Source organism: Aeromonas sp. 600948 (assembly GCF_049174875.1).
In the GTDB taxonomy this organism is placed as follows: domain Bacteria; phylum Pseudomonadota; class Gammaproteobacteria; order Enterobacterales; family Aeromonadaceae; genus Aeromonas; species Aeromonas veronii_A.
The window spans coordinates 14504-40944 of record NZ_JAAKTY010000004.1 but is presented as its reverse complement, the minus strand read 5'-3'; the positions used below and the strand labels follow the sequence as shown (position 1 = coordinate 40944).

At 60.6% G+C, this 26441-nt stretch carries 22 protein-coding genes; 8 read left to right on the top strand and 14 right to left on the bottom strand.

The annotated features are described in order from the left end of the window. Positions 1–24: 24 nt before the first annotated feature. The 4 genes from G5182_RS04555 to G5182_RS04540 form a co-directional block, all read right to left on the bottom strand. Positions 25–1170, bottom strand: a complete 1146-nt coding sequence (locus G5182_RS04555; RefSeq protein WP_005347843.1) for a patatin-like phospholipase family protein — start codon at positions 1168–1170, stop codon at positions 25–27. Positions 1171–1281: 111 nt separating this feature from the next. After that, positions 1282–2160, bottom strand: coding sequence for an alpha/beta hydrolase (locus G5182_RS04550; protein WP_227342127.1), 879 nt, complete (start codon positions 2158–2160; stop codon positions 1282–1284). Between the two features lie 82 nt (positions 2161–2242). Next, entirely contained in the window at positions 2243–2839 is a 597-nt protein-coding gene (locus G5182_RS04545; RefSeq protein WP_227342129.1) for a TetR/AcrR family transcriptional regulator, read from the bottom strand. A gap of 113 nt (positions 2840–2952) precedes the next feature. Beyond that, positions 2953–3597 carry a response regulator gene (locus G5182_RS04540; RefSeq protein ID WP_005347836.1) on the bottom strand — a complete coding sequence of 215 codons (645 nt, stop codon included), beginning with the start codon at positions 3595–3597 and terminating at the stop codon, positions 2953–2955. A 170-nt stretch (positions 3598–3767) separates the two neighbouring features. On the opposite strand from G5182_RS04540, the gene G5182_RS04535 reads away from it, so the two are divergent. Further along, the gene (locus tag G5182_RS04535; RefSeq protein ID WP_227342130.1) at positions 3768–4394 is read left to right on the top strand and encodes a glutathione S-transferase; all 627 of its coding nucleotides are present in this window, start codon (positions 3768–3770) and stop codon (positions 4392–4394) included. Positions 4395–4469: 75 nt separating this feature from the next. Here the strand turns inward: G5182_RS04535 and G5182_RS04530 are convergent, their stop codons facing one another. The 5 genes from G5182_RS04530 to G5182_RS04510 form a co-directional block, all read right to left on the bottom strand. Beyond that, positions 4470–6581 (bottom strand): alpha-amylase, encoded by a 2112-nt coding sequence (locus G5182_RS04530; RefSeq protein WP_227342132.1) that lies wholly within the window; start codon positions 6579–6581, stop codon positions 4470–4472. Positions 6582–6809: 228 nt separating this feature from the next. Then, entirely contained in the window at positions 6810–7976 is a 1167-nt protein-coding gene (locus tag G5182_RS04525) for a hypothetical protein (RefSeq protein WP_005338464.1), read from the bottom strand. Then, positions 7976–8347, bottom strand: coding sequence for a GtrA family protein (locus G5182_RS04520; protein ID WP_005338463.1), 372 nt, complete (start codon positions 8345–8347; stop codon positions 7976–7978). The genes G5182_RS04525 and G5182_RS04520 overlap by 1 nt, the downstream gene beginning before the upstream one ends. After that, the gene (locus G5182_RS04515; protein ID WP_058056731.1) at positions 8344–9363 is read right to left on the bottom strand and encodes a glycosyltransferase family 2 protein; all 1020 of its coding nucleotides are present in this window, start codon (positions 9361–9363) and stop codon (positions 8344–8346) included. The genes G5182_RS04520 and G5182_RS04515 overlap by 4 nt, the downstream gene beginning before the upstream one ends. A 55-nt stretch (positions 9364–9418) precedes the next feature. Next, positions 9419–9964: a hypothetical protein gene (locus G5182_RS04510; protein WP_041202288.1), complete on the bottom strand. Its 546-nt coding sequence runs from the start codon at positions 9962–9964 to the stop codon at positions 9419–9421. Positions 9965–10280: 316 nt separating this feature from the next. Here G5182_RS04510 and G5182_RS04505 point away from each other — a divergent pair, with 316 nt between their 5' ends. The 4 genes from G5182_RS04505 (at position 10281) to G5182_RS04490 (ending at position 13629) form a co-directional block, all read left to right on the top strand. After that, on the top strand, positions 10281–11045 hold the full coding sequence (locus tag G5182_RS04505; protein WP_227342133.1) for a substrate-binding periplasmic protein: 765 nt from the start codon (positions 10281–10283) through the stop codon (positions 11043–11045). A gap of 92 nt (positions 11046–11137) precedes the next feature. Further along, complete coding sequence (locus G5182_RS04500) at positions 11138–12622, top strand: L,D-transpeptidase family protein (protein WP_040066667.1); 1485 nt, start codon at positions 11138–11140, stop codon at positions 12620–12622. Between the two features lie 162 nt (positions 12623–12784). Then, positions 12785–13330 carry a DUF882 domain-containing protein gene (locus tag G5182_RS04495; protein WP_005338458.1) on the top strand — a complete coding sequence of 182 codons (546 nt, stop codon included), beginning with the start codon at positions 12785–12787 and terminating at the stop codon, positions 13328–13330. A 47-nt stretch (positions 13331–13377) separates the two neighbouring features. Then, positions 13378–13629, top strand: a complete 252-nt coding sequence (locus G5182_RS04490) for a lipoprotein (protein ID WP_005338457.1) — start codon at positions 13378–13380, stop codon at positions 13627–13629. An 85-nt stretch (positions 13630–13714) separates the two neighbouring features. On the opposite strand, the gene G5182_RS04485 is transcribed toward G5182_RS04490, so the two are convergent. Together G5182_RS04485 and cysZ are read right to left on the bottom strand one after the other, a co-directional pair. Then, a complete protein-coding gene (locus tag G5182_RS04485) occupies positions 13715–14329 on the bottom strand; it encodes a trimeric intracellular cation channel family protein (RefSeq protein WP_421254223.1) in 615 nt (204 codons plus the stop codon). Between the two features lie 146 nt (positions 14330–14475). Next, the gene (cysZ, locus tag G5182_RS04480) at positions 14476–15240 is read right to left on the bottom strand and encodes a sulfate transporter CysZ (RefSeq protein WP_005338455.1); all 765 of its coding nucleotides are present in this window, start codon (positions 15238–15240) and stop codon (positions 14476–14478) included. A 213-nt stretch (positions 15241–15453) separates the two neighbouring features. Between cysZ and G5182_RS04475 the strand changes: the two genes are divergently transcribed. The 3 genes from G5182_RS04475 to ligA all read left to right on the top strand — a co-directional run bounded on the left by G5182_RS04475 (position 15454) and on the right by ligA (position 22125). Next, positions 15454–18828 (top strand): AAA family ATPase, encoded by a 3375-nt coding sequence (locus tag G5182_RS04475; RefSeq protein WP_227342136.1) that lies wholly within the window; start codon positions 15454–15456, stop codon positions 18826–18828. A gap of 15 nt (positions 18829–18843) precedes the next feature. Further along, entirely contained in the window at positions 18844–20013 is a 1170-nt protein-coding gene (gene zipA, locus G5182_RS04470; RefSeq protein ID WP_227342138.1) for a cell division protein ZipA, read from the top strand. Positions 20014–20112: 99 nt separating this feature from the next. Continuing rightward, positions 20113–22125 (top strand): NAD-dependent DNA ligase LigA, encoded by a 2013-nt coding sequence (ligA, locus tag G5182_RS04465; protein WP_227342140.1) that lies wholly within the window; start codon positions 20113–20115, stop codon positions 22123–22125. Between the two features lie 188 nt (positions 22126–22313). Here ligA and ygjK read toward each other — a convergent pair whose 3' ends face one another. The 3 genes from ygjK to G5182_RS04450 form a co-directional block, all read right to left on the bottom strand. Next, on the bottom strand, positions 22314–24794 hold the full coding sequence (ygjK, locus tag G5182_RS04460) for an alpha-glucosidase (RefSeq protein ID WP_227342141.1): 2481 nt from the start codon (positions 24792–24794) through the stop codon (positions 22314–22316). 195 nt (positions 24795–24989) lie between these two features. Next, on the bottom strand, positions 24990–25790 hold the full coding sequence (locus G5182_RS04455; RefSeq protein WP_227342143.1) for a helix-turn-helix transcriptional regulator: 801 nt from the start codon (positions 25788–25790) through the stop codon (positions 24990–24992). Positions 25791–25801: 11 nt separating this feature from the next. Next, positions 25802–26338 (bottom strand): YbhB/YbcL family Raf kinase inhibitor-like protein, encoded by a 537-nt coding sequence (locus G5182_RS04450; protein WP_005353872.1) that lies wholly within the window; start codon positions 26336–26338, stop codon positions 25802–25804. Positions 26339–26441: the final 103 nt, after the last annotated feature.

Genomic DNA, 26441 nt, shown 5'->3' with positions numbered 1-26441 from the left:
CCTTGCACTCATCGGTTACCCCCTTTACTCCCGCTCTTTTGGTAGCCCTTCGATATCGAGGAAGGCGACGACCCGCTCCCGCTCCCTCAGGGTGTCCTGATAGCCCAGCTTGATCAGCTGCTGACAATAACCCGGATAGAACATCAAAAAGCTGGCCAGACTGCTGGTCTCATCCCCCTTCACACCCAGCACCCGCAACAGGCGGCGCAACTTTAGCGGCAGTTTGCGCAGGTAGGCCAGTGCGATGGTGTCGAGATCCTGACTCGGTTTCAGCACGCAGGTCTCCACCCGCTTCAGCTTGAGGCGATTGCGCTCCCGCTCAGGGATAAGATCCAGAGTCTGGTTGATGCGCCATAGCCGCTCCAGATCGGAGTTGAGGGTGTCGGTAAAGACCGTATCGAGCAGATGGCTGGCAATATTGGAGCTGGTGAGATGGCCGTGATGATGGGTCGGTGCCGAGTGGGCTGGCGGATCCAGGGTGATCAGCAGGATCCGCTCCGCCCCCAGATGGATGGCGGGGCTGAGCGGGCTCAGCTGGTGGATGGAACCGTCGCCGTAGAACTTCTCGCCGATCCGGGTGGCCGGAAAGACAAAGGGCAACGCCGAGGAGGCGAGCAGGTGCTCCGATGTAAGCACGGTGCGTACACCGCGCCGTCTGGCCCGCTCCCAAGGATGGTGGTCGGCTCGCCCCTGAAAGAAGGTGGTGGAGAGGCCGTCATCGTAATCCGACGCCGTGATGGCCAGCGCCTCCAGACTGCCGTAGAGGATGTTGTCATCGATGCGGTGATAGTCGATGAGCTGGTCCAGCAGGCGGTGCAGCGGCGCGTTGTCAAAGAGGTGAAAGGCGTGGTTGGTGTGGGGATTGATCAGCCCCGCCGACCCCTCGTACATCAACCGCCACAGCAGGCGCCCGGGGTGAAAATCGAAGATGTGGTGAGTCTCGAAGCGGCGCCAGACCCACTCCAGCTTGCGTACCCCCAGATGGAAACAGGAGGCGTAGCAGGCGAGCGCGGTGACATTGATGGCCCCCGCCGAAGTGCCACACAGGATGGGAAAAGGGATGCCGAGATTGCGCGGGTAGAGCTCCGCAATCGCCTTGAGGGCACCGACCTGATAGGCGGCGCGAGCACCGCCACCGGTGAGCAACAACGCTGTATTGGGTCTGGCCATATGCTGGCGCCTTATTGTGTCCTGACAAGAATGTTCCCACTGACAAGTTAACTATAAGGCGCTGTATCAAATATAAAAACGGGCGCTCGCCCGTTTTTTCATGGCCCCATGTCAAAGGGCGCGGTGAGGATTTTCCGGCCGCGCCAGCTGATCGAAGGCGGCGAATACCGGAGCGCTGGCGAGGATGCGACCGTGGCCCAGTCCCCGGGTGCTCACCAGCCGGGTATGACCATCCTGACTGGCCCGCAAGGAATCGCCGTGCGGGGCAAATCTGTCCTCCTCGTCGTGCACGATCATCGCCGCGCCGCTGCGACTGGCGAGTCGGCCCAGCGGATCGACCGTGCTCAAGGGGTGCTGGTACTCCTGCTCAATCTCCTTGACCACCGCATCGAACAGCCGGATGGAGTAGCCGGAGCGTGCCACCATGCCGTAGAGCTGGGGCACATAGTCGAGCACCGGCGAAATCAACAGCAGCGGCAGGGTATCGATACCCGGCTGACGGCTGGAGAGGATGACGGCGCCCCCCATGCTGTGGGCGATGATCCCGTGCAGTGGGCCTGCTTCGCTGGCCAGCCTGGTTGCCAGCTCGTCGAAGGCACGTACGAAGCGGGGCAGGTGGCCTGTGTTGCCTGCGCTCTGGCCGTGGGCCGGATGATCGTAGGCAATGGCGGTGAAACCCTGCGCGGCGATATGGCTCATCAGCGGATAGAACTGGCTGGCGCTGCCGGACCAGCCGTGCATCAGCAGCCACAGTGGTCCCTGACCGAGCCGATAGCTCATCAATACCCCTTCGCTGGTATGGACGGCCTGCTTCACCAGACCGGCAGTTTCGTGGCCACCCCGCTGGTTGCGCTGGGGGGTGAGCAGCAACTTGCTAGCGGTACGCTTGGCATGGGTGGGGGCGAGTCTGTGGTGCAACCGGGTGCCTATCCCCAGCAGCCATTTGCTCGGGCTGAAGCGGCGGGTGTTGAAGTAGATCTTGCTGCTCATGGTCATCCTGTGGTTTTTATGTGCGAACGGTCGTGCTTTTTTATCGGTTTTTAAAAAGTCGTGTTGAACGGATGCCAAAACATCAGCGCCAGCTGCTCAGCAGAGCGTCCACCTCGGGCCAGAAGTGGTGGGCCGGATCCTGACACAGTTCGAGATCGTTGAACACCTGATCCGCCAGATAGAGGCCATAGAGGCGATAAACGGCGCGCCAGGGATCCATCTCCTGTCGCCACTCGCCTGCGGCCTGACCCTGTACCACCTGACGGGCCAGATAGTCGAGCCAGAAGCGCACCAGTTGCCGGGCGGCTTGCTGCACGGGGCTCTTTTGCTCATGGCCATCCTGCACCGAGGTCCAGGCGTCGAGGAACATGCAGCGTCCGGCAAAGCAGTGGTTCCACGCCTGCCAGGCGCGCAGCAGGGCGATCAGCTTGTCGTGCTGGCTCTGGTGCTCCTGCTGACGTACCGGCTGGATCACCCGCAGCCGAAACACCTCGGCGGCGTACTCCAGCACGGCGATCTGCAGATTGTCTCGGGATTGAAAGTGGCCAAACAGGCCGCTTTTGGACATCTCGCAGGCGCTGGCCAGCGAGCCGATGGTCAGGCTCTCCAGCCCTTGCTGGCTCGCTTGCTCAAAGGCTGTCTGCAAAATGTTTTCCCGGGTCAGGCGCCCTTTGCTCATCACTCTCTCCTCGTTGGCGCTGGCAGCATAAAGTACGATCGTGCTAATTGTCGAGCAACAAATAGCCAGCATGGCTGGCTATGTCGTCTCGCACGTGTCGCTATGCGCGGGGGTCAGTTCTCCTTGATATCGAGCTGTTGCAGGGCGATAACCGCCTGAGTGCGGTTTTTGACGCCCAGTTTTCTGAAGATGGCGGTGATATGGGCCTTGATGGTGGCTTCAGAGACGTTGAGCTCCCAGGCGATCTGTTTGTTGAGGCTGCCATCGCGCAGCATGATCAGCACTTTGTATTGCTGGGGGGTGAGGCTAGCCAGCTTGCTGGCGAAATCGGGGCCATCTTCCGATTCGGGATGGAGCGAGATGCCTTCCGGCACCCAGTTATCCCCCCCGATCACCGTATTGAGGGCATTGACCAGCTCCTTCATCGGCACCGATTTGGGAATGAAGCCGAGCGCCCCGAGCCGCAACACCTGCTGGATGATGGCCGCATCTTCCGAGGCGGAGACCACCACTATGGGCAGGTCGGGATATTGGCCGCGCAGGTGGGCCAGCCCCTCGAAGCCATTGGCTCCCGGCATCTTGAGATCGAGCAGCAACAGGTCGACCTCGGGGTGCTCGCCGAGCAGGCTGGTCAGGCTGTCGATGGAGTCCGCTTCCAGCAATTGGGCGTCGTTGATGGCCATGTGCACCGCTTGGTATAGGGCGCCCCGAAACAGGGGGTGGTCATCTGCGATGACGATGGTAAATTGGCTGTCCATATTTCGGTTAATGGCTCACATTGTTGCTAACTGATTGTTTTGAAAAATCAAACTAGCATCGCTCACCAAGAGGGTCAAACCCGCCGGTGCGCAAATGTGAAGCGACCATCGGATGTTTTGCCATCAGGGCAGATCGGCCGGTCGCAGGCAACTCATGCAGGAGGCAACAGATGGGATCCTTGGTATTGGCGGTGGGCACCGGCTCCACCTGGGCGATGCGGGCGGCACTGGTGCTCGCCATGAGCGGGCTGACGTGGCAGGAGCAGGTGTTCGATCTGGAGGATGCCAAGTCGCTGGCGCGGCTCAAGCGGTTGGCACCGGCCGGTCTGGTGCCCTGGCTCGAACACGATGGCGTGCGGGTTCACGACTCGCTGGCCATTGCCGAATATGTTCACGAGCTCTGTCCCGACCGCCAGCTCTATCCCGTTTCGCTGGCCGAGCGGGCACTGGCTCGCAGCCTCTGCGCCGAGTTGCACGCCGGATTTCGGCAGATCCGTTCTCTGCTCCCCTTCTTTCTTGGGGCGCCAACCCGTATCGATCCGCCGGTGGAGGCGGTCGGTGAGCTGGCCCGTTTGCAGGAGATCTGGTCGCAGGCGCGGGGCCCCTTCTACTTTGGCGAGGCGGGCATTGTCGATGCCTTCTATGCGGTGATGGCCTATCGGCTGGCCAGCTACGGCATCCTGTTGCCCGGTCAGGCCGGAGCCTATCAGCAGGCGCTGCTGGCCTGGCCCCTGTGGCAAGATATGTTGGTCAAGGCGCGCTTGCAGTGGCCGGTGGCGGCGCGCCAGTCACAGTGAACCTTGGCAGATAGATAAACGAGAGAGGGGAGCCAGTGGCTCCCCTCTCTGTTGCTGGTGAATGTGGCTCAAGAGTTACTTCTGCCGACCGGCAAAGACCACCACCACCTTGTCATCCCCCTTCTCCCGCACGAAGGCGTAGGGGGCATCCGAGAGTTTCTGGTGACTGCCTGCCGCAATGGCCGGATGGGCGGCGCGGAACTGGCCCAGTTGCTGCCAGTGCTTGACCAGCTCAGCCTTGTCTCCGCTGGCCAGCTCCTGCCAGTTCATGTCCGAGCGCAAGCCTTGATCGAACACTCCGCCATCCTTGGCCAGCCCGCGACCGGACTCGTCGCCGTAGTAGAGCTGGATGCCGCCTGGCAGCAGCATAAAGCTGTTGGCGACCCGGCGCTGTAGCGGCACATCCTGATAGTCGCCAAAGAACTGCTTGGTGTCGTGGGAGCTGATGTAGCTCAACACGTTGAACTCGGGATCCTGATTGATGCGGCTGGCGTAGCTGGCATAGGTGGGCTCGGCGCTGGCCATGCACTGGGCCTGGGGCAGGGCAAACTCGCGCTGATAGTCGAAGTTGATCAGTGAATCGAAACCGTTCTGATACCAGAAATCCTTGGCGACCCCGTGATCCCACACCTCGCCCACCATGTAGAAGGGCTGATCGTCGAGGGCCTTGCCCGGGTTGTTGGTCTTCCACTCCTTGAGTGCAGCGGTGCCCGCCTGCTTGAGCTTGGCCCACACCTCGGGCTCCAGATGCTTGACGGTGTCGGCGCGGAAGCCGTCGATGCCAAAGCGGCGCACCCAGTCGGTGTGCCAGGCGATCAGATAGTCGCTCACGGTAGCATCGGGCAGCACCTTGGCGAGGGTGTCTTTTTTCGCGGCCAGCAACGGCGGCAGCCCTACCGGTTTGGCCGATTCGGTCAGAAAGTCCGGCAGCCCCGCCACCGAGCCGGTGACATCGTCGGTGCCGGGCTGCGGGTAGCCGGGCAGACCGGCGCGCACCCAGTCACCGCTCCACCACTTGTTCCACGCGGGTGATTGATAGTCGATGAACTGGTTGTAGCCATGCCAGTTGAGGCCGCCGCTCGGTCGCCACTGGTTCCAGACGGTCGGCAGTTTGCCGCTGTTCTGGGTGAGATCGGTGAGCCCCAGATCTTGCAGATCGGCGAGGGTGGCGTAACCGGCGTGATTCATCACCACGTCGAGGATGATCCGCATGCCGCGCTTGTGGGCCTCGTCCACCAGGGTTTTCAGGCTCTCTTCATCGCCGTAGTTGGGGTCGATTTTGGTGAAGTCGAGCGCCCAGTAGCCGTGGTAGGCGTAGAAAGGAAAATTGCCCTGCTCGCCACCGCCGATAAAGCCGTGCACCTGCTCCACCATGGGGGTGATCCAGATGGCGTTCATGCCGAGGCTCTTGATGTAGTCGAGCTTCTCGGTCAGCCCCTTGAAGTCGCCGCCGTGCCAGGTGGCCACCTCATCCTGTCCATCCTTCTGGCGGCCGAAGCTGTGGTCGTTGGCGGGGTCGCCGTTGTGGAAGCGATCGGTCAGCAGGAAATAGACGCTCGCCTGATCCCAGCTGAACGGTGCTGGCTTGGCTGCCTTGACCGGCTCGAGCAGCAGCAGGCCGCCGCTCTCTTTGCTCGGGCTCAGGGTCAGCTTGCCCTGTTTGACCACCGCCTCCTGTTTCGAGTAGGCATCCCTCAGTCGGGTACCCTCGGGCCAAACCCCTTTCAGGGATACCGTGACCGGGCCGCCATCCCAGCTGATGCAGGGCTCTTGTGGTGGCTGTCGTTTGAATTCGCTCTTCTTGGTCGCCCGCAGCACCTTGAGGCTGGGGGTATCCGGGTTGAAGGTGAACTGATACTCCCCGGCCAGCATCACCCGCAGGGTAAAGCTCTGATCCTTGCTGCATTTGTCCATGGGCTGGGCGGTGCCGAAGGGGAGCGGCTTGCTCTCGCTCGGGCCAAAGCTGGTACCGCAACTGTTGTCTGCGTCGCTGATGCGGATCTGGTGGCTCCCCTTGGCAAGAGGGTGAGTCAGCTCCACCGTGCCCTTGTCCAGCGCGATCGGGGCCGCCACCGGTTGACCATCTACATAGAGGCGAACCTCGGGGGCAGCTATCGCCTGTTGGATGAACAGAGGGGCGGCCAGCAGGGCGAGCCAGAGAGGGGATAAGTGATGAGCACGACGCATAAGCCATTCCTTGAGCAGGGCAGTTCGGACAAGGGCCCATTCTAGGAGCAGCAAAGCGCGCCTTGGATCGGCAAAATGCCGATTTGTGACATCAGTTCAAATGGTTACGTTTTCAAGCCGAGGAAAGTGTGACGGAGAGGAGAGAGACGCTCTGTCGATAAAAATAGCGGCCATAAAAAAATGCCGGTCAGGTGACCGGCATTTGGTGTGTCAGGCATCGTCGTCACATCAGACGGTGAAGAACTTGAAGTTGACGAAGGCCACCGCGATGAAGGAGGCAACCATGCCGCTGATGCAGAGCACCGCCGGGCGGATGGCGGGCCAGCGATGGGTCAGCAGAATGATGGCCAGCAGGGTCGGGTAGAGCCCGAACATGTAGCGTGGCATGGCGTTGAGGCCGGTCATCAGCGGAATGGTGCAGCAGATGAACATCAGGGTCGCTTCCGCCCAGCGCTTCTGGCTAAACAGGTAACCGTTCAGGCACCAGCCGAAGATCACCATGATGGAGAGGTAAGCCTTGCGGCCGCCCAGCTCGAAACCGCTCAGCCACCAGTCCAGCGGGCTGTCCATGTAGCGACCCCAGGCCACCTGAATGTGCTTGAAGGCGAAGGCATCGCCGGTCAGGTGATAGAGGTAGACCATGTAGGCAAACAGGCCAAACGGGATCATCCAGAGGGTGAAGACCACCTTGAAGGCGCGCTCGGTAAAGCGGAAAAATTCCCGCCAGCCGTAGGCCTGCAGCGCCAGGATCAGCACCGGGAAGACCATCATCACCCCCAGGTTGCGGGTGGCGGAGATACAGACCCCCAGCACGGCCACCATCAGCCACTGCTCCCGATAGGCGAACAGGAACATCCCCAGCATCAGCGCCATAAAGGTCGACTCGGTATAACCGGAGACGAAGTAGGCTGAGAAGGGGGAGAAGGCGAGCAGCCAGACGCCGAAGCGGGCGGTATCGTCCCCCAGCTTGAGCTGACGCAACACCAGCAGCATCAGCGGCAGGCTGGCGAAGAAAGAGATATTGGTAACAATAATGAGGCCGATCAGGCTCTCGACATTGAACAGGTTGGAGATGGCACCGGAGACCATCGGATAGAGCGGCATAAAGGCCCAGTTGGCCGCATTGCCCTTGCTCAGCCAGCGCGGGTAGAGGTCGTAGCCGTTTTCGATGATGCGCTGGAACCAGACGCAGTCGAACTGGCAATAGGCCTGCAGCGGGCCGATGTCGGGGGAACCATAGAGCTGGACACCGAAGTAGCCCATGCCATACAGCGCCACCCGGCTCAGCATGAAGGCGGCGATGATCATCAGCCAGTCACGGCCGCTGATGCGCAGTGACGGGCGATAGGGGAGTGCAGCCCCGGTTAGCGGGGCAGTATTGGTCATATCATTCATCAGGCAAAAACCCAGACGCGAGAGAGAACGTAAGTGAGGACGGTAACGGTCAGGGTGGCGATGACCACCGGCAGCAGACCGGAGAGCCCCGCAAACAGCAGGCCGCTCAGGATCAGGTTACGCACCGCCAGCGAGAAGAGGGCGACCAGCAGAAACTTGCTGGCGGCTCCCTGCTTCTGGAAGGTAATGTAGCGGTGACCAAAGAAGGAGAACCAGAATGCGATGGCAAAAGCCAGCGTGGTAACCAGGTGCTCCGAGATGGTGGGCCAGGTATGAAACAGTGCGATGGAGGTGCCAAGGTCGACGAGAGTAGCCCCCCCGCCGACAAAACCGAAACGTACCAGCCGCCAGAATTCCTCGCGGGAGATCATTGAGGCGCCTGCTCCTGCTGCTCTTGCGGGTTGCTGTCAGCGCTCTGCGGTTTGGCCGCATCCTGCTTGGCATACTGGCCATAGACCCCTTCAATGAGGTAGACCGGGCGCTGTTTCACTTCCACGAACATGCGGCCGATGTACTCGCCGATGATGCCGAGCGACAGCAGCTGGATACCGCCGAGGAACAGCACTACGGACATCAGGGAGGCGTAACCGGGCACGTCGATGCCGAAGAAGATCACCTGGGTGATGATTTTCAGGATATAGAGGAAGGCGACCAGCGAGACGCTGACCCCCACATAGCTCCAGACCCGCAGCGGCCAGCTGGAGAAGCTGAGCAGACCGTCGAGGGCGAAGTTCCACAGTTTCCAGTAGTTGAACTTGGTTTCACCGGCGTGACGGGCCGGGCGCTCGTAGGGGACGCCAACGGCACGGAAACCGGCCCAGGCAAACAGACCCTTCATAAAGCGGTTGCGCTCTGGCAGCAGCTTGATCGCCTCGACCACTCGACGGTCGATCAGGCGGAAGTCACCTGCGTTCTCCGGCAGCTTGGTGCTGGTGGAGAGGGCGTTGAAGAAGCGGTAGAAGCCACCGGCAGTCAGGCGCTTCATCGGGGTATCGGCGCTGCGATCGACGCGGATGCCGTAGACGGTGTCATAGTCACCGGTCTGCCACAGTTTGACGAACTCCAGGATCAGGGCGGGCGGGTCTTGCAGATCCACGTCCATCGGCACGATGGCATCCCCTTTGGCCTGATGCAGACCGGCGGTCAGGGCCGCTTCTTTACCGAAGTTGCGTGCCAGGTTGACCAGGGTCACGCGCGGGTCACGGGCGATGGCCTGCTCGACCACTTCACGGGTGCGGTCACGACTGCCATCGTTGACGAATACAATTTCAAGCTGGTCTTTCAGCGGGGCCAGTTCGTTGTCTATCGCGTTGATGAAGGCATCGATGCTCTCTTCCTCGTTGTAAACGGGAACGACCAGAGAGAGTCGAAAATCTGGATGCGACATAAGAACGTCCTTATTTGGGATAGTTGTTTTTATAAAATGGTATTCGGGGCAAGGATCACTGGGCTACGGTCAAACGTACCGACTGCACATTGATGGGAGTAGGTGCCGAGAGCGCCAGAAAATTGGGGCGCTTGGGATCTGCCGTGAGTGAGTCGCCGGGCAGACTGAGGCGGATTTCGTTGATGCCCGCTTTGGCCAGTTTCACCGTGGTGGTGAAGTCGTGACCCAGCGCCACTTTCAACAGGGCACCGGCTTCCGGGCTGTTGATGCGGGCCTGTACGGTAAGCTGATCCGGATTGGCCGCCTGCTTGGGCAGCACAAAGTAGAGACCGCCCTGACCGCTGAGCAGGGTACCTTCGTCGCTCGGCTTCTTGGCCCAGCCTTCGCTGGAGAGGAAGCGGCTCGGCTTGGTCAGATTGAGCTCGTTACCCGGCTGATAGGTCATGCTGGAGTTGTGTTCCCAGAAGCGGGTTTTGCCTTCCAGATAATAGAGTTTGTAGGCCAGGCTCACGTTGGGGTGAGCAGCCAGATAGAGGGTGTAAAGATAAAAACCGCTTAACGCCAGAATGGCAGTCAAAAAACCGAACTTTTTGTACGTCATATCACTCTCTATGCCTGACAGAATGGGTAGGCCGATGTCGCGCATATGCTAATCCAATTGCAAAAAAAGCATAGTGGATCACAAAAAAATATTTGGTCACATATTAACCCCTTTTTACCCCTGTTCCAAACGTTGCTGTTTCCCGGTTAAACAGGTCTCGCGGGGTGCAGGTTGCCAGTGGCGCTCCGGCGGAGCAATTGGCAAATAGACGTGCTTTGCTGCGTCATTTTCTAGCGGATGCGATAGTCATCTGGCCTCTATCGCCATTTTGCAGGGGGCGATTTATGATGACTCACTTATTCGTCAAGGATGACATATGAAGTGGATCTCTTGCTGTCTGTTGCTTGGATTATGGGCGCCAATGGCATTGGCCAAGGCCCTGTGTCCCGAGCCTATTCAGGTCGGTTACGATAACTGGCCCCCCTACCATTATTACGAAGCCGACTCACCGCAAGAGGTGCGCGGTTATGCAGCCGAGGTGCTGACGGCTGTGCTCACTTCCATGCACTGCAAGGTCAACTATGTGGAGCTGCCCTGGAAGCGGGTACTTCACGAAATGGAGTATGGCGAGATAGACATGGCGATGGAGGCGAATATCAACGATGAGCGCGCTCGTTATGCCTGGTTTTCCGACGCCTACAACCCGGGGCGCACCTTGCTGTGGATCCGCAAAGGCAGCCGCTATCCCGAACAGGATCTGGCGAGCTGGCTGGCCAGTGGTTACTCCCTCGGCGTTACCAAAGAGTACTTCTATGGTGAGGAAGTGATGTCGCTGCTCGCTCGCTATGCCAAACAGGTGAGTGCGGTGAGCGACCAGCAAAATTATGAGAAGCTGGCCCGCGGGCGGATCGACGGTTTTCTCGGTGACATGCTGGCTACCCCCAGCGCCCTTAACAAGGAGGGGATGAGCGGTCTGTTCACCAGTCACCCCATGGTGGTATCTGAATCGCCAAGCTTCTTTATGTTGGGCAAGCGCAGCTTTTCGCCGCAGTTCTTGCAACAATTTAATCAGGCGTTGGCGCGGTTCAAGGAGACAGATGCGTATGACATTATCTGGCAGCGTTATGCCCCCGGGCGCTAGCAAAGTATTGGCCGTTCACGCATCATGAGCGGCCTGAGCATCGGGTCTGCTTGTCAGGCCCGACAGAGTGAACAAACCGTTTTGAGGTACCCATGGGGATGAAGTATTGGCTGGCCCTTGCCAATCTGGTGTGGCTGGGATGTTTGCCCGCTGGCGCGGTACATGCGACCGAAGCACAAGTCGTGGTGGCGGCCAGTGAAACCGGACATGACTGGTATCAGGGCAGTCAGGCCGAACAGGCCCGTGTCGAGCTGGAGCAGCAGTTGCAAGAGGCTGTGCTTGCCCAGCTGCATCCCGATTTTTTCACGCTGTGGAAGCGCCTGCAGGCCACCCCTGCAGACAAGCGTGGTGCCATCTATGACGACATTTTTGCCAAGCTCAGTCGTTTCCAGCACGCCTGGCGGGGGATGGATCTGGTCTCTCGCGAGCAGATGAAGACCCTTAAGCTCGATTTGAACCGCCCTGTGGTGACCCAACCCAGCGATGATGACCTGCTCACCCAGGTGAAATCCCTGCGCCCCCAGGTGGCGGAATACGAGGCGGTGCGGGCCAAGGTGCACAAACTGCTGGCGATGCCGATGGCCAGCAAGTGGCCAACCCTCGATATGCCGACCCTGCGTGCCGGAGAGAGCTCCGCCGAGCTCGGCCAAATCCGCGCCATGCTCAACGAGCTGGGCGACAGCGCCCCGAGCCATGGTGATCAGATTTACGATGGTGATACCGAGCAGGCCATCAAGCAGTTCCAGCGTCGTCACGGTCTCACCGCGGACGGCATTATCGGTCGTCAGACCCGCTCCTGGCTCAATACCGGCCCGCAAGTGCGCGCCAGCCTGCTGCTGCGTAACCTGTGGCGTCGCGATCTGGTGGATCAACTCGCCGGTGGCCGCTACGTGCTGGTCAATATTCCCGACTACCGCCTGAGCGTGGTGGAGTCCGGCAACGAGGTGTTTACCAGCCGGGTCATCGTCGGTAAGGAGCAGCGGGCCACCCCCATTCTGGCCAGCGAAATTCGGTCCATCGTGCTCAACCCCTCCTGGCATGTGCCGCGCTCCATCCTGAGCAAGGACATCCTGCCCAAGCTGGGTCGCGATCCCGCCTATCTGAGTCGCGAGCAGTTCGAGGTGATCGACAGCGAGGGCAATCCGGTCCAGTTCACCGAAGAGGGGTGGCATCAGGCGCTGGCTGCCGGTTTCCCCTATCGCCTGCGGCAAAAGCCGGGGGATCACAATGCCCTGGGGCGCTACAAGTTCTACCTGCCCAATAATGACGCCATCTATCTTCACTCCACCCCGCGCAAGGCGCTGTTCGAACAGGGGGCGCGCGCCTTCAGTTCGGGCTGCATCCGGGTGGAACATGCGGACGATCTGGCCGAACTGTTGCTGGCAGATTCCCGCTATCAGCCGGACAAGGTGGCCAATATCCTCAAGGAGAGCCAGACCAAATGGTTGCCGCTCACCACGCCGATCCCGGTCTTTACCGTCTACTGGAGCAGCTGGATCGACGAAAATGGTCGCCAGCAACTGCGCAACGACATCTACGGATTTGATCGGGTCAGCTTCCAGAGCCGCCTGCTGTGATCCCTGCCACAGAGTGAAAAGCCCGGCCTGTGCCGGGCTTTTCTATGGGCGATTGCGGTTTGACAGGGCCCCCCGCCGGAGGGTAGTTTCAAGCGCCTGTATGACATTCACTCATTGAGATTATCCACCTTTTCGCTTGAATCTGCGATGGACGAACCCCTTATGCTGGAACAAGAGATAAGTCGACGTCGCCTGTTGCTGGGAGCCGGTTGCCTGCTGGGCAGCTCGCTGATCTCCTTCCCTGCACTGGCCAGCCGCAGTACCACCGGGCGTGAACTCAGTTTCTTCAATCTCAATACCGGCGAGCGGGTGCGCGCCAGCTATTGGGAGAACGGCCACTATCTGAGCGACGGGTTGGCCGAGCTCAACCACATCTTCCGCGATTACCGGCGCAATGAAGTGTTCAACATCGACAAGAAGCTGTTTGATCAGCTGTTCCTGTTGCAGCACAAGCTGGGTCGGCGCAGCGAAATCCAGCTGATCTCCGGCTATCGCGCCCCGGCAACCAATCGTCAGAAGCGCCACAAGAGCCGCGGCGTGGCCAAGCACAGCTACCACACCCTGGGGCAGGCGGTGGATGTGCGGATCCCCGGCGTACAGCTGGCCCATCTGCGCAAGGCGGCGCTCCAGCTCAAGGTGGGTGGGGTTGGTTACTATCCCCGTGATAACTTCGTTCACCTCGATACCGGCCCGGTGCGCAGCTGGTAAAGGGGTTGGCAAACTGCCAAGCTCTTCCCACCAGAGAGGAGATTGCGATGAAAAAGATAGTGATTGGCGGCCTGATCGCCCTGTTGTTGACCGGTTGCAGCAAGCTCAACCGTGAAAATTACGACCAGTTGAAGATGGGGATGAGTTACGCCGAGGCCAGCACCATTCTGGGCAAGGCGGAGCGTTGTGATGACGCCTTGGGCACCACCAGCTGCCTCTGGGGCGGAGAAGGGAAGAATATCAAGATCCGCTTTATCGCCGACAAGGCGACCTTCTTCAGCTCTGAAGGGATTAACTGAGTCGCAGACCGTCCATGAAAAAAGCGCCGCTCGGGCGCTTTTTTGTTGCTCGCAATCCAACCCGCTTCGCCAGAAGCTGGCGTACTCAGTGGGTCGCGTACTGGTAGTTGAAGGTGGGCAGACCCCACTTGAAGCGTACCGCCAGCAGCCGCAGTACAAAGCCGATCCCGATGGAACCGAACGCGGCCCAGTTGGTCGGCAAGCCCTGATCCAGCGCCAGACAGTAGAGGGCTGCGGTGATCAGCGAAATGGCTGCATAGAGCTCGCGACGAAACACCAGCGGAATTCGCTGACAGAGCAGATCCCGCAGCACACCGCCAAAGACCCCGGTCACCACCGCCATGATGCAGGCAATACCGGCGCCGTGGCCCATATCCAGCGCCCGGGCCGCACCGAAGATGGAGAAGACCACCAGTCCCAGGGCATCAAGGGCCATGAACAGCTTGCCGAGGTAGCGCATCAGGGGGGCGGAGACCACAGCCGCCATCGCGGCTGCGGCAACCAGCAGCACGTATTCCGGATGCTCAATCCAGAGCAGCGGATAGTGGCCCAGCAGCACATCGCGGATGGTGCCACCACCGATGGCCGTCGCCGAGGCGATGATCACCACACCAAACAGATCCATCCGTCGCCGACCCGCGGCCAGCGCGCCGGTCATCCCTTCGGCCACCAGGCCCACCAAGAAGAGTGCATGTAACATGAGATATCCCAGGGAACGAGAAAGGCCAGAATCCTACCAACTCGTGTCATATCGGACAAGCTATCGAATGCATGCATTAATTTAATTCATGCTAAATACGAAAAAGGCACCGTTTCGGGTGCCTTTTTCTAATCAATGTTCAAGGGTTAGCGCCCCAACTGCTCTTGCCGGTAGTGATCGACCCACATGGCGGTGGCACCACAGATGGCGACTGGCATCACGAAGAGGTTCACCACCGGAATGGCAGAGAAGAGGGTCACCAAAGCGCCGAAGCTGAGGCACTTGCCGCGGCGCTGCTTCAAGGCGTCACGCATGGTGATGAAGTCGATCTTGTGGTTGTCGAACGGATAATCCACATACTGGATCGCCATCATCCAGGCACTGAACAGGAACCAGAGCACAGGCGCCAGGGTCTGGCCCACCACAGGGATCAGAAACAGGATCAGGCAGCCGATGGCCTTGGGCAGGTAATACTTCAGCTTGGTCCATTCGCGGCCGAAGGTGCGTGGCACATCCTTGACGATATCCAGCATGCCGCTGTCATTGGCGGGCTGACCGGTGAGGATCTGCTCCACCTTCTCCGCCAGCAAACCGTTGAAGGGAGCGGCTACCCAGTTGGCAACCGAGCTGAAGATAAAGGAGAAGACCACCAGTATGGTGATGAGGGCGATGGGCCACAGCAGGTAGTCCAGCCAGTCGAGCCAGGCGGGGATCTGCTGATGAAGCCAGGCGAACAGGCCGTCCAGTTGCAGCAGCAGGGCATAGAAGGCCCCGGCAAACAGCACGAAGTTGACCAGCAGGGGGATCAGCACAAAGGTGCGGATGCCCGGTTGGCGAATGAGGGAAAAACCGCGCAGAAAGTAGTCTGCACCGCTGATTGAATCTTTGACCATATGGGGTGATTGGCTCATGTGAGCTCCATCTATGCATGGGAGAACTGCCAGCATATTACAAACAAGCCTTTGATTTGGTAAAGTCGCCGACTATTCCTTATTTCGTGCCGTGGCGACCAAAAATCGGGCATGAATGGGGATGATGCTTGCATATTACAAACAAAGCCGGGTCTGGATTTGGTAAAGTCACCTGCCCGCATCCTCTTTATTTAGCCACTGATACAGGTCGCCATGCGTCTGAAACTGATCAAACTCGCCGGCTTCAAGTCGTTCGTCGAGCCGACCCGCATCGAACTGTCGGCAGACATGACCGCCGTGGTGGGCCCTAACGGCTGTGGCAAATCCAACGTCATCGACGCGGTGCGCTGGGTGCTGGGGGAGAGTTCCGCTCGCCATCTGCGCGGTGAGAACATGACCGATGTCATCTTCAACGGCTCTATCAATCGCAGTGCGCACGGGCGCGCCTCGGTCGAGCTGGTGTTCGACAATCCCCACAACCGGGTGCCCGGCGAGTTCGGTCGCTTTACCGAGATCTCGGTGCGCCGCGAAGTGCTGCGCGACGGCTCCAACCACTATCAGATCAACGGCCAGAAGTGCCGCCGCAAGGATGTGACCGACCTCTTCCTCGGCACCGGTCTTGGCCCCCGCAGCTACGCCATCATCGAACAGGGCACCGTCAGCCGACTGGTGGAGTCGCGTCCGGCCGATCTCAAGCTCTTTATGGAAGAGGCCGCCGGGGTCTCCCGCTACAAGGAGCGGCGCCGCGAGACCGAGCAGCGCATTCGCCACACTCAGGAAAATCTGGAGCGCCTCGGTGATATTCGTGGCGAGCTGGGTTCGCGCCTTGACCACCTCAAAGCCCAGGCCGAAACGGCCGAGCGCTACAAACAGCTCAAGAGTCGTTCGCGCGCAGCTCGCGCCGAGCTGATTGGCTCCGAGTTGTGGGCGCTGGAGACGCGCCTTGGCGATGCCAAAACCGAACTGGCGCAGGCCGAGCAGGCGCTGGCGGCGCTCGATGCAAAGCGCACCGCCGATGAGGGGCACCACGTCACCCTGTCGGTCGCCAGACAAGAGGCGCAAGCCGAGCAGGCGAGCCGTCAGCAACAGATTTTTCTCGGCGGGCAGGCCATCGCCCGTCTCGAGCAACAGCAACTGCACCAGAGTGAACTGGGGCGCGACTGGCAGGCCCGTGCAGAGGCGCTGGGCGAGCGGATCGCCACTCGCAAGGCGCAGCTGGCCAGCCAGCAGGATCAACTGACCGAAGGGGTATTGCGCGCCGAGCAGGAGAGCGCCCGGCTGGAGCAGTGTGAGCAGTTGCTCGCTGAGCAGCAGGAGGCCCGTCAGCACGCCAGCGAGCAGCTGGAGCAGGCCCGCCTGCGCCAGCAGCAGTGGCAACAACAGTTGGCCGGGTTGCAGGGCCAGCTGAACCAGACCCGTACCCGGTTGGGTGGCCTGCAGGAGCTGCAAGCCAAGACCCGGCTGGCCCGCCTCAAACTGGAAGATGAACGCGCGGGCCCCCTCGGCGCTGAGGCCGATGACCTGCAACCGGCCCTCGATGCCCTGAGTGGTGAGCTGGAGCTGACGCGGGCGGCCAATGGCGAGCTGACCGAGCAGCTGGCACAGGCGGTCGACGCCCATGAACAACTCAAGCAGCAGCATGGCCAGCAGTTGAGCCTGCAACGGGAGCTGGAGGCGCGGCTGGCGACCCTGGATCAGATCCTCGGGGAGCAGATGGAGGGTGCAACCCTGGCCGACCGGTTGCAGGTTGCCCCCGAGTGGGCACCGGCGCTCGACAAGGTGCTGGGTCGCTGGCTCACCGCAATGCCGGCGGACGAGTGCAATCTGGCGCAAGAGGGGCTCTGGATTGGCCCGGCGCAACCGGCGGTTGCCGGTACGCTGGCGGCGCAACTGGGCGGCGAGCACATTCCCGCCTTCCTCAACGCCATCTGGCTGGTGGAGAGCCGGGAGGCCGCATTGATCCGCCAGCCAAGCCTTGCGGCCGGTGAGTCGGTACTGACTCCTGCTGGCGACTGGCTGGGGCCAAACTGGGCCGATTTGGGACAGGGCGCGGCGCTCGGCACCATGGCGCTGCTGGGTGAGCGTGAGCGGTTGCATACCGAGCAGGAGAAGGTTGCCGCTGGGCTGGCACAGCTGAGCGAGCAACTTGTGGCTGCCGATGCCCGGCGTGCCCAGCTTGCCAGTGCGCAGGAGTTGTCGCAGCGAACCTTGCGCGAGCAAGAGCAGAAATGGCAACAACTGCGCGAAGCCTGGAGTCTGCAACAGGGTCAGCGGCAGGAGCGGTTGCAGCGGCTCGGTCAGCTCGGCGAAGAGCTGATCCGGCTCGATCAGGAGCAGGCCGAAGAGGCAGAGCGACTGGCCAGCGCCCGTGAACAACTGGAACTCGATGAGGCACTCCTTGCCGAGTTGCAGGTGCAGGGGGAGCCGCTGAAGCAAGGGTTGCAGCTCGCTCAGGAGCTGCTGACCCGCTGCGAGCGGGCGGTCGACGAGGCCCGTGCGCGCCGCGAGCAGCAACAAGCGGCCTGCCAGCGTTTGCAACTGGAGTTGGGCAATCTGCGCCAACTCATAACCCTGGGCGAAGAGGAGTTGGCGAGGCTTGGGCTGGAGCTGGCCGGGCTGAAAGGGCCGGATAGCGAGGCAGTGCCGGATCTGGCGCCCCTGCTGGCCGAGCAGCGCAATCTTGAGGCGCAGCAGCTCGCCTGCCATCAACGGCTTGCGGAGCTGGAGCGCCAGCTCGGTGAGCTGGAGCAGGCCAGAAGTGCCGATCACAAGCAGTTGGTGACGTTGCAAGAGAAGCTGGCAACCCTGCGTCTTGAGCGCGAACGCAACCTCACCCGTCGACAGGGGCTGCACGAGCAGTTTGAAGAGCTGGGGGTTCGACTGGTGGATCTCGATCAGGCGGTGTTGATCGCCGCTGATCGTGGCAAGCTGCGGCAGGAGATCCAGACTCTGGAGGCGCAAGTGGAGGCGCTCGGCGCCATCAACCTGGCGGCGCTGGAGGAGTACGAAGAGGCGAAAACCCGGGCAACCTATCTTGAAAATCAGTGCCAGGATCTCGAGCAAGCGCTGGAAACCTTGAGCCAAGCCATTAAAAGAATTGATAAAGAGACACAAATACGGTTCCGGGACACTTTCGATAAGGTCAACGAAGATTTAAAATCCCTGTTTCCGAAAGTGTTCGGTGGGGGCAGTGCCTGGCTTGAGCTTACCTCCGATGATCTTTTGGAGGCCGGAGTGAGCATCATGGCGAGACCTCCGGGTAAGAAGAATGCTACCATTGCCCTGCTTTCCGGGGGGGAGAAGGCGTTAACCGCGCTTGCGCTGGTTTTTGCCATCTTCAGACTCAACCCAGCACCTTTTTGTCTGCTGGATGAGGTGGATGCACCGCTCGATGAAGTGAACGTCGGTCGCTTCTGTTCTCTTGTCAAAGAGATGTCGAGCACAGTACAGTTCGTTTACATCAGTCATAATAAGGTCTCCATGGAGATGGCTGAGCAGCTGGTTGGCGTCACGATGCAAGAGCCCGGGGTTTCTCGCATTGTGTCGGTCGATATCGGTGAAGCCGTCGCTTTGGCTGAGCAAAACTAGAAAGAGAAGCAGCTAATGCAGGAATTGCGTTACATCTTGGTTGCCCTGGGCGGTATTGCTATTGCGGCATTGCTCATTCACGGGTTGTGGAGCAACAAAAAGAATCGTCAGGCACCGATCAAAGAGAAACCGATTGGACGGATGGACTCCAAGTCGCGGGATCGTGATAACGACGCCTTCGACAGCGATGGCATCGGCCAGGTACGCGTGGTCAGTGGTGGCCGTCGTGCCGAGCCCAAGCTGCGCAGTGAAGAGAGCCGCCAGCCGGAACTCGGTCGTCGCCCTGCCGTCCCCGCCTTTGATGATGAAGATGACGAGGACGATCTGCCGCCGCCCGTAGTGCGCAAGCCTGCTGCCCGCCCGGTTCCGCCACCTCCTGTCTATGAAGAGGAGGAAGCGTTCGACGAACCGCTGCCCGAGGAGATCGACGAGGCGCCTGCCGCGCCGGTGCGCAAACCTGCTCAGGTCAATCGTCGTACCCCGGTCTACCGTTCCCGTCCCCAGCGCGAGCCCATGATGCAGTCGCTGGATGACGAGCCGCTGGTCGAGCCCGCCTATGCGACCGCCCCGACTTTTGGTGCCCGTGCAGAGACAGTCCGTACCGCCGACACCGTTCGTGCCGAACCGGTGCGTGCTCCCGAGCCGGAATATCAGCCGCAGCCCCGTCATGTGGCTCCCGAGCCTGTTTATGAAGAGCCGGCCTATGTGGCACCTGCTCCTGTGGTGGAAGAGCCGCGCATGGCCCCCCAGCCGGTCGAGAAGATCTGGCAGGATGTCTATGTCATCAACCTGATGGGCCGTCCGGGTCACGACTTGCAAGGTGCGACCCTGCTCTCATCCCTGATGGCGCTGGGCTTCAAGTTTGGCGAGATGGATATTTTCCACCGTCACGAAGATGCCAACGGCAAGGGTGAAGTGCTCTTCTCCATGATCAACATGGTCAAGCCGGGTACCTTCAACCCGTACCGGATGGAGCAGTTCACCACGCCGGGTGTCTCCCTGTTCATGCAACTGCCGCTGCGCAGCAATGCCGCGTTTGCCTTCGAGGACATGCTGCAGGCTGCCGATCAGCTGGCCAGCGATCTCGATGCCATGCTGACAGATATGGATCGCAGCCCGCTGAGCGACGAGACCATTGCCCGTTACCGTCACGAGCTGGCTGCCTACGAGGCCAGTCGCGACTAATACGCCATGCGGGTCGAGTGAAGAAAAAGTGCGGTACCCTGGTACCGCATTTTTGTTTCTACCCCGGCCGTATGTTCAATCACACTTCGAGACTTTTTCATGAGCGACACCCTCTCCCGCCACCGTCAATTGTGTGAACTGCTTACCGAATATGGTCACCAGTACTATATGCTGGATAACCCCACAGTGCCGGATGCCGAATACGACCGTCTGATGCGCGAATTGATCGCTCTGGAGGCTGACCACCCCGAGCTGAAAACCCCGGCTTCGCCGAGTGTGCGGGTCGGCGGTCAGCCGCTGACCGCCTTCAAACAGGTGCGCCACGAGATCCCCATGCTGAGTCTGGATAACGTCTTTAGCAGCGAAGAGTTGCAGGCGTTCGAACAACGGATGAGCGATCGCCTCAAGCGTGACGTGCGTTTCACCTTCTGCTGCGAGCCCAAGCTCGATGGTCTGGCAGTGAGCCTGCTCTATGTAAATGGTCAGCTGGTGCAGGCGGCCACCCGGGGCGATGGCGCCACCGGTGAGGAGATCACCGAGAACGTGCGTACCATCAAGGCCATTCCGCTCGCATTGCGGGGCTCTGGCTGGCCAGAGCGGCTGGAGGTGCGTGGCGAAGTCTTTATGCCCAAGGCCGGTTTCGAGGCGATGAACGCCAAGGCGCTGGCAGCGGGCGAGAAGGTATTCGTCAACCCGCGCAACGCCGCCGCCGGCAGCCTGCGTCAACTCGATTCACGCATCACCGCCAGCCGTCCCCTGAGCTTTTACGCTTACGGTGTCGGTGTTGGCGGCGAGCTGCTCGGTGACTCTCACTTTGGTCGCCTCAATCAGCTCAAGGAGTGGGGGCTGCCGCTCAGTCCCGAGGTGAAGCTCAAAGAGGGGGCCGCCGGTTGTCAGTCGTTCCACGACGACATTCTGGCCCGCCGTGGCGAGCTCCCTTACGAGATCGATGGCGTGGTCTACAAGGTGGATGCCATCGCCCTGCAAGAGGAGCTGGGCTTTGTGGCCCGCGCCCCGCGCTGGGCGACCGCCCACAAGTTCCCGGCGCAGGAAGAGATGACAGAGCTTGAGAACGTCGAGTTTCAGGTCGGCCGCACCGGCGCCGTGACCCCGGTCGCCAAGCTTAAACCTGTGTTTGTTGGCGGCGTGACCGTCTCCAACGCCACCTTGCACAATGCTGACGAGATTGAGCGCCTCGGCGTGATGATTGGCGATACCGTGATCGTGCGCCGGGCGGGGGATGTGATCCCGCAGATCGTCGCCGTGGTGGAGGCGAAACGCCCTGTTGATGCGCGCGAAATTCTATTCCCGACCGAGTGTCCGGTCTGTGGCTCTGCGGTCGAGCGGTTGGAAGGGGAAGCGGTTGCCCGCTGCTCCGGTGGCCTGTTCTGCGAGGCTCAGTGCAAGGAGGCGATCAAGCACTTCGCCGCCCGTCGCGCCATGGATGTGGACGGCCTTGGCGACAAGATTGTCGAGCAGCTGGTAGACAAGGGACTGGTGAAGACTCCCGCCGATCTGTTTAGCCTCAACGCCATCCAGCTGGCCGGTCTTGAGCGGATGGGGCAAAAATCGGCCCTCAATCTGGTAGCCGCAATCGATGCTGCGCGCAGTACCACCTTGCCGCGCTTCCTGTTTGCTCTGGGGATCCGTGAAGTGGGGGAGGCGACTGCGCTCAACCTTGCCAACCACTTCCTCACCCTGGATGCCCTGCGCGCGGCCTCGGTGGAGCAACTGCTCGAAGTGGCCGATGTGGGTGATGTGGTGGCCAAGCATGTCTACTACTTCCTGCGTCAGCCCCACAACGTGGAGGTGCTGGAAGCCTTGCTGGCTGCCGGCATCCACTGGCCGGCCATCGAGAAGAAAGAGGCCGCGGAGCAACCCTTTGCCGGCAAGACCTTCGTGCTGACCGGCACCCTGACCACCTTGTCGCGCAACGACGCCAAGGCGGCATTGCAGGCGCTGGGGGCCAAGGTGGCGGGCTCTGTATCTGCCAAGACCGATGTGCTGGTCGCGGGGGAAGCGGCCGGTTCCAAGCTGGCCAAGGCACAGGAGCTCGGTATCACCATCTGGACCGAAGAGGAGCTGCAACAGGCGTTGCAAGGCCAGAGCTGAGTTCGTCTCTCTGATAAAAAAACAACCCGGCATTCGTGCCGGGTTGTTTTTTATTCCCCCGCTATCACCATTTTTTGCGGGGGAGCAGCAAGCACCTGAGCAATATTTCCCGAGCGCTCAGTTTGCTCAATCAGTATGGCAACACTCTACAAGGCCACCTGATGCATCAAGCCATCCTCTCTCGAGGCTTATTCCTGTGGCTTGAGGAAGTTGCGATAGAGCATATAGAGGTGGGCCGAGCTCCAGCTGAAGTTGCTGGCTCCCTGCATGGCGCCGGTCTCCGGATTGTAGTTTTCGCGGATGGGGCCGCTGCCCGCCAAGCCCTCGGCGTTGTTGAACAGCTTGTTGACCAGAGCCTCGGCATCGCTGCGATAGCCGTAGTTCTCCAGCCCCTTCACCCCGAAGTAGAACTGATCGAGCCATACCCGGCCTCGCCAGTAGATATTGGGGTCGTAGGCCGGGTTGGTCAGCGCGGCTGTGCCCAGCGGGATCCTGGTGTTGAACTCCTGGGCGTTGAGCATCACCTCGCGCACCCGCGCCGCTTTCTCCTTGTCGGCGACCTCAGCCCAGAGCGGGCTCCACCCTTCCGGGCCACGGCCGCGGGCGGTCAGCAATTTGCCGACGCAGCCGTTGCCGTCAGCAACATCCCCCTGAGCAATCTGGCGATCGTAATAGAAGCCTGATGCCTCATCGAACATGCAGCTGTTGATGTAACCAGCCAGCTGGGTCGCGCCATCGCGGTAGCGGCTCGCGTCGTCCGGCTTGTCAAGCAGGTCGGCCATGTCTGCCAGAATGCGTTTCTCCTTGGCCAGGAAGGCGTTGAGCTCTACCGACTCCTGATCGATGGAGAAGCCGATCAAATCGCCATTGTCCTGATGGTTTTCAAAGAAGGCGACGTTCCAGTCCTGACGTGCCTTGGCCAAATCTCCGCCATAAGTCTTGTCGGCATAGCGTTGCAGCTGGCCCGGTTCGATAAAGCCGAAGCGGGCGGCGTTGTCCATGCCGGACTCCCAACCGGCGCCGTGCTGGGCACCGATATCCATGTCGCTGTAACCGCCCACGTTCAACACCTGTTGATAGAGCGGCATACCGGCGCAGGCATACCAGCCATCCCCCTCACTGGTACAGCTGGAGAGATCCAGCCCGGCGGGAATACCGTTGGAGTACTGCACCTTGAAGGTGATATTGCCGTACTCGTCATTGTGCTCCACATGCTTGGTGGCGCCATATTCGATGATGCCGTTGCGGTTGTTGTCCCGCGCGCGGTACCACCAGTCGTGGTAGGCCTGCAGCTTGGGATACATCTCGGCGATAAAGGCCTTGTCCTTGGTGGCGCTGTAGATTTCCCAGATGGCCCAGGCGGAGAGGGGCGGCTTGGTATCGCGCTCGTTCCAGTTGCCGCCATCGCCACCGCGATCCGCCAGCTTGTTGTAGAAGACGGCGTCGATCACCATGCCCGCATCCTGCGGTCGTACCGGATCATCCGGCTGTACCTGATAGTCATACATGGCGCGCACGTTGTTCTTGGCCACCTCCGGGTTGAAGTGTGCCATGGCATAGGCGTGCTTCCAGCTGTCCCAAGCCCAGACGCCGTCGAACCAGCGGGCGGTATTGGAGGGGGTTACCCCATCGTGGAGGATGGCGCCAGCCGGGGATCGCCAGTTGCCATTGAGGGTCTCCATCGCCTTGACGGCGATGCGACGCTCCGACTCGGGGATACCCTGATTGGAGAGACCCTTGGCAAGGTAGCCCTCCCAGCGGCGGATGGAGTCGGCAAAATAGCTGGCCGGGTCAGCCAGCAGGGCCTGACGGCTCTGTTGATGGCGGCTGTCGTCATCTGCGGAGTGGAGATAGCTCTGCAGGGTGTAGATATCCTGGCTCCCCTTGGCGGCCAGGGTAATGCTGGCGTCACTTTGGTAGCCCAGTGTCTTCTGGTCGAGGGTGGTGCGGCTTGGCAGGGTGCGGTCGATGCGATAGCGGGCGCTGCCGCTCTGCATGATGTTCCAAGTGCTGCGCAGTTTGCCGAACTGGAATTCGATTCCTTTGTCGCTCTCGCTGATGGTGCGAGTCCAGCCTGGATATTTGCTGGCAATCGTATCCTTGGCATCCCATTGATTGAGCAACTCGCCCTGCCAGTTGAGGTTGAGGGTGAGCGGTGCATCGGTCTGATTGATGAGTCGGGCGCGGATAAGAGCGGTGCGGGCATCGCCATAACGCAGCTCCAGCTCCAGCGTAAAGGGCTCTAACTCGAAGCGTTGCACCAGTGCGCCCGGAATCGCGTACACCTCCTGCTTGCGGGCGCTGGTGAGCGGGAACGGGCGCCCGCTCGCATCGCTCAGGGTGAGCTTGTCCAGCTCGCTGGCAAAGAAGAGGCTGTACTCCTCCGAGATGACCATGGGGCCGGTAAAGCCCCCCCACTCCTTGTCGTTGGCAGGCAGCAGGAAACCGTGCCAGGCCCCCAGATCGAGCAGCGGGTTGTATTTGAGGTTGGAGTAGCTGTCAAAGTCGCGGAATTGGGTCGGTGTTCCCCGACGGTCGATCACGTCCTTGTACTGGATGGCCTGCTCCGGTTTGGCGACTGTGCTGCTCTCTGTCTGGTTATCGTTGCAGGCGGTCAGTCCGAACAGGGCGGTGCCGAGGGCTACCGAGAGTAAAGTTTTACGAAACATTGCTCGCTCCAATTCCGTTTATGTAGGTTAAAAGGAAGATTTTTTACGCTTGTTTTTAGTGAAAAGGTGTTCGGTAGCCATTGTACGGCAGGGAAAAAGGGAGCGTTGGCGCGAGATCACACTCTGAAGAGGCGGCAATGTGAGCGGGATCACCGGGTTACATCAGGTTACATAGAATGGTCTTTAAGTAATATTTTACTTTTCGTTGCTCGCCAATCTGGCAGGACAGGTGTGCAGGTATTGGTGGGGCGTCAGGCCGAACTCCTGTTTGAAGCGGGCGGCAAAGCGGCTGGGGGAGTCATAACCGCAGGCGAGGGCGACCTCCAGCGGGGTCAGGCCCTGTTGCAACAGATTGAGGGCGTGGCTCATGCGTACCTGAGCCAGCAACTGGCGAAAGCTGCGACCTTCGGCGGCCAGCTTGCGCACCATGGAGGCGCGGCTCATGGAGAAGTGGGGGGCCACCGCCTCCAGGGTGTGGTCGATGCCGGGTTCCACCGCCAGGTATCGGGCCAGCCGCTCTGCGAGGGTCATGGTGCTGGCGGGAAAGAGCAACCCGAGGGCGTTGGCAGCCCGCAGCTCTGCATAGAAGCTGCGCAGCAGCTCGGCTTGGGTTGCTTCGCTCAGTCCCCGTTCGGCCATGGTGCTGATGAGCTCAAAGCAGAAGGCGAGCCCGGGGGTGACCTTGACGGCGGGTTCCTCCAGATCGGCGTGGGAAGGGGCTGACTCGGCCAGCCACTCCTGCGGTGGTGGAGTCAGCAGTGTGATGGCGTGGGAGCGAAATTTGCCCTGCTCCGGCTGATTGACGAAGGTGAGCTGGTGGCCTGCCGGGATCAGCAGCCACCGCTCCCTGTCAAACGACAGACGCCGCTCGCGCCACCATAGTTGCTTGCTCCCCTGGGTGACCCAGATGAGGGTTGGGGCATAGATGAGCACCCGATGCAGGGGCTGCTGGCGGATCCCGAGATAGTGGCTCTGTTGCAGCAGGGGAGTGCTCATCCGGTTGGCTCCTAGGGGGTGACGAAGGTGGCGGTCAGGGTGGCTTTGCCGAGCGCCATGCTATTGAGCATGTAGCCTACCATAGCGGGCGGGGTATCAGCCTTCACCTCGAGATCATGGGGCAGGGCCCAGGCGGTGAACTGATAGCGGTGCATGCCGTGACCAGCGGGCGGGCAGGGGCCGCCGTAACCCTGGCTGCCAAAGTCGGTGCGGATCTCCAATCCCTGCTTGAGCTTGCCGGAGGCATTGCTGGCCAGCTCGCTCTGGGTGGCAGGCAGGTTCACCACCAGCCAGTGCCACCAACCGCTGCCGGTGGGGGCATCGGGGTCATAGGCGGTGATGGCAACACTCTTGGTGCCTGCCGGCAGATCTTGCCAACTCAGCTGGGGCGAGTGGTTGTCGCCGCTGCAGCCAAAGCCGTTGAAGCTGAACTGTTTGTCCATCAACTGGCCTTCGTGAATGTCCGTGCTCTTCAGGGTCATGGCAAAGGCTGGCATGGCCGTCAGGCAGAGCAGTGGCAACAGGGCACTCTGTTTGAGCAATTTCATCGGGTGACTCCTCGTGTGGTAACGGGTTCACTTTAGCGAGGGTGGGACAGGATTTTGTTGCAGAACGACTCAAGGTGAGGTCGATTGGTGAGTTAATTGAGCC

Bases quoted from the DNA above. Each gene is read 5' to 3' on its own strand.
- G5182_RS04510 (WP_041202288.1), bottom strand. From the start codon at position 9,964: ATGACGTACAAAAAGTTCGGTTTTTTGACTGCCATTCTGGCGTTAAGC.
- ygjK (WP_227342141.1), bottom strand. From the start codon at position 24,794: ATGTTTCGTAAAACTTTACTCTCGGTAGCCCTCGGCACCGCCCTGTTC.
- G5182_RS04550 (WP_227342127.1), bottom strand. From the start codon at position 2,160: ATGAGCAGCAAGATCTACTTCAACACCCGCCGCTTCAGCCCGAGCAAA.
- G5182_RS04490 (WP_005338457.1), top strand. From the start codon at position 13,378: ATGAAAAAGATAGTGATTGGCGGCCTGATCGCCCTGTTGTTGACCGGT.
- G5182_RS04505 (WP_227342133.1), top strand. From the start codon at position 10,281: ATGAAGTGGATCTCTTGCTGTCTGTTGCTTGGATTATGGGCGCCAATG.
- G5182_RS04545 (WP_227342129.1), bottom strand. From the start codon at position 2,839: ATGAGCAAAGGGCGCCTGACCCGGGAAAACATTTTGCAGACAGCCTTT.
- cysZ (WP_005338455.1), bottom strand. From the start codon at position 15,240: ATGAGCCAATCACCCCATATGGTCAAAGATTCAATCAGCGGTGCAGAC.
- G5182_RS04475 (WP_227342136.1), top strand. From the start codon at position 15,454: ATGCGTCTGAAACTGATCAAACTCGCCGGCTTCAAGTCGTTCGTCGAG.
- zipA (WP_227342138.1), top strand. From the start codon at position 18,844: ATGCAGGAATTGCGTTACATCTTGGTTGCCCTGGGCGGTATTGCTATT.
- G5182_RS04455 (WP_227342143.1), bottom strand. From the start codon at position 25,790: ATGAGCACTCCCCTGCTGCAACAGAGCCACTATCTCGGGATCCGCCAG.
- G5182_RS04500 (WP_040066667.1), top strand. From the start codon at position 11,138: ATGGGGATGAAGTATTGGCTGGCCCTTGCCAATCTGGTGTGGCTGGGA.
- G5182_RS04485 (WP_421254223.1), bottom strand. From the start codon at position 14,329: ATGTTACATGCACTCTTCTTGGTGGGCCTGGTGGCCGAAGGGATGACC.
- ligA (WP_227342140.1), top strand. From the start codon at position 20,113: ATGAGCGACACCCTCTCCCGCCACCGTCAATTGTGTGAACTGCTTACC.
- G5182_RS04450 (WP_005353872.1), bottom strand. From the start codon at position 26,338: ATGAAATTGCTCAAACAGAGTGCCCTGTTGCCACTGCTCTGCCTGACG.
- G5182_RS04515 (WP_058056731.1), bottom strand. From the start codon at position 9,363: ATGTCGCATCCAGATTTTCGACTCTCTCTGGTCGTTCCCGTTTACAAC.
- G5182_RS04540 (WP_005347836.1), bottom strand. From the start codon at position 3,597: ATGGACAGCCAATTTACCATCGTCATCGCAGATGACCACCCCCTGTTT.
- G5182_RS04555 (WP_005347843.1), bottom strand. From the start codon at position 1,170: ATGGCCAGACCCAATACAGCGTTGTTGCTCACCGGTGGCGGTGCTCGC.
- G5182_RS04520 (WP_005338463.1), bottom strand. From the start codon at position 8,347: ATGATCTCCCGCGAGGAATTCTGGCGGCTGGTACGTTTCGGTTTTGTC.
- G5182_RS04530 (WP_227342132.1), bottom strand. From the start codon at position 6,581: ATGCGTCGTGCTCATCACTTATCCCCTCTCTGGCTCGCCCTGCTGGCC.
- G5182_RS04535 (WP_227342130.1), top strand. From the start codon at position 3,768: ATGGGATCCTTGGTATTGGCGGTGGGCACCGGCTCCACCTGGGCGATG.
- G5182_RS04525 (WP_005338464.1), bottom strand. From the start codon at position 7,976: ATGAATGATATGACCAATACTGCCCCGCTAACCGGGGCTGCACTCCCC.
- G5182_RS04495 (WP_005338458.1), top strand. From the start codon at position 12,785: ATGCTGGAACAAGAGATAAGTCGACGTCGCCTGTTGCTGGGAGCCGGT.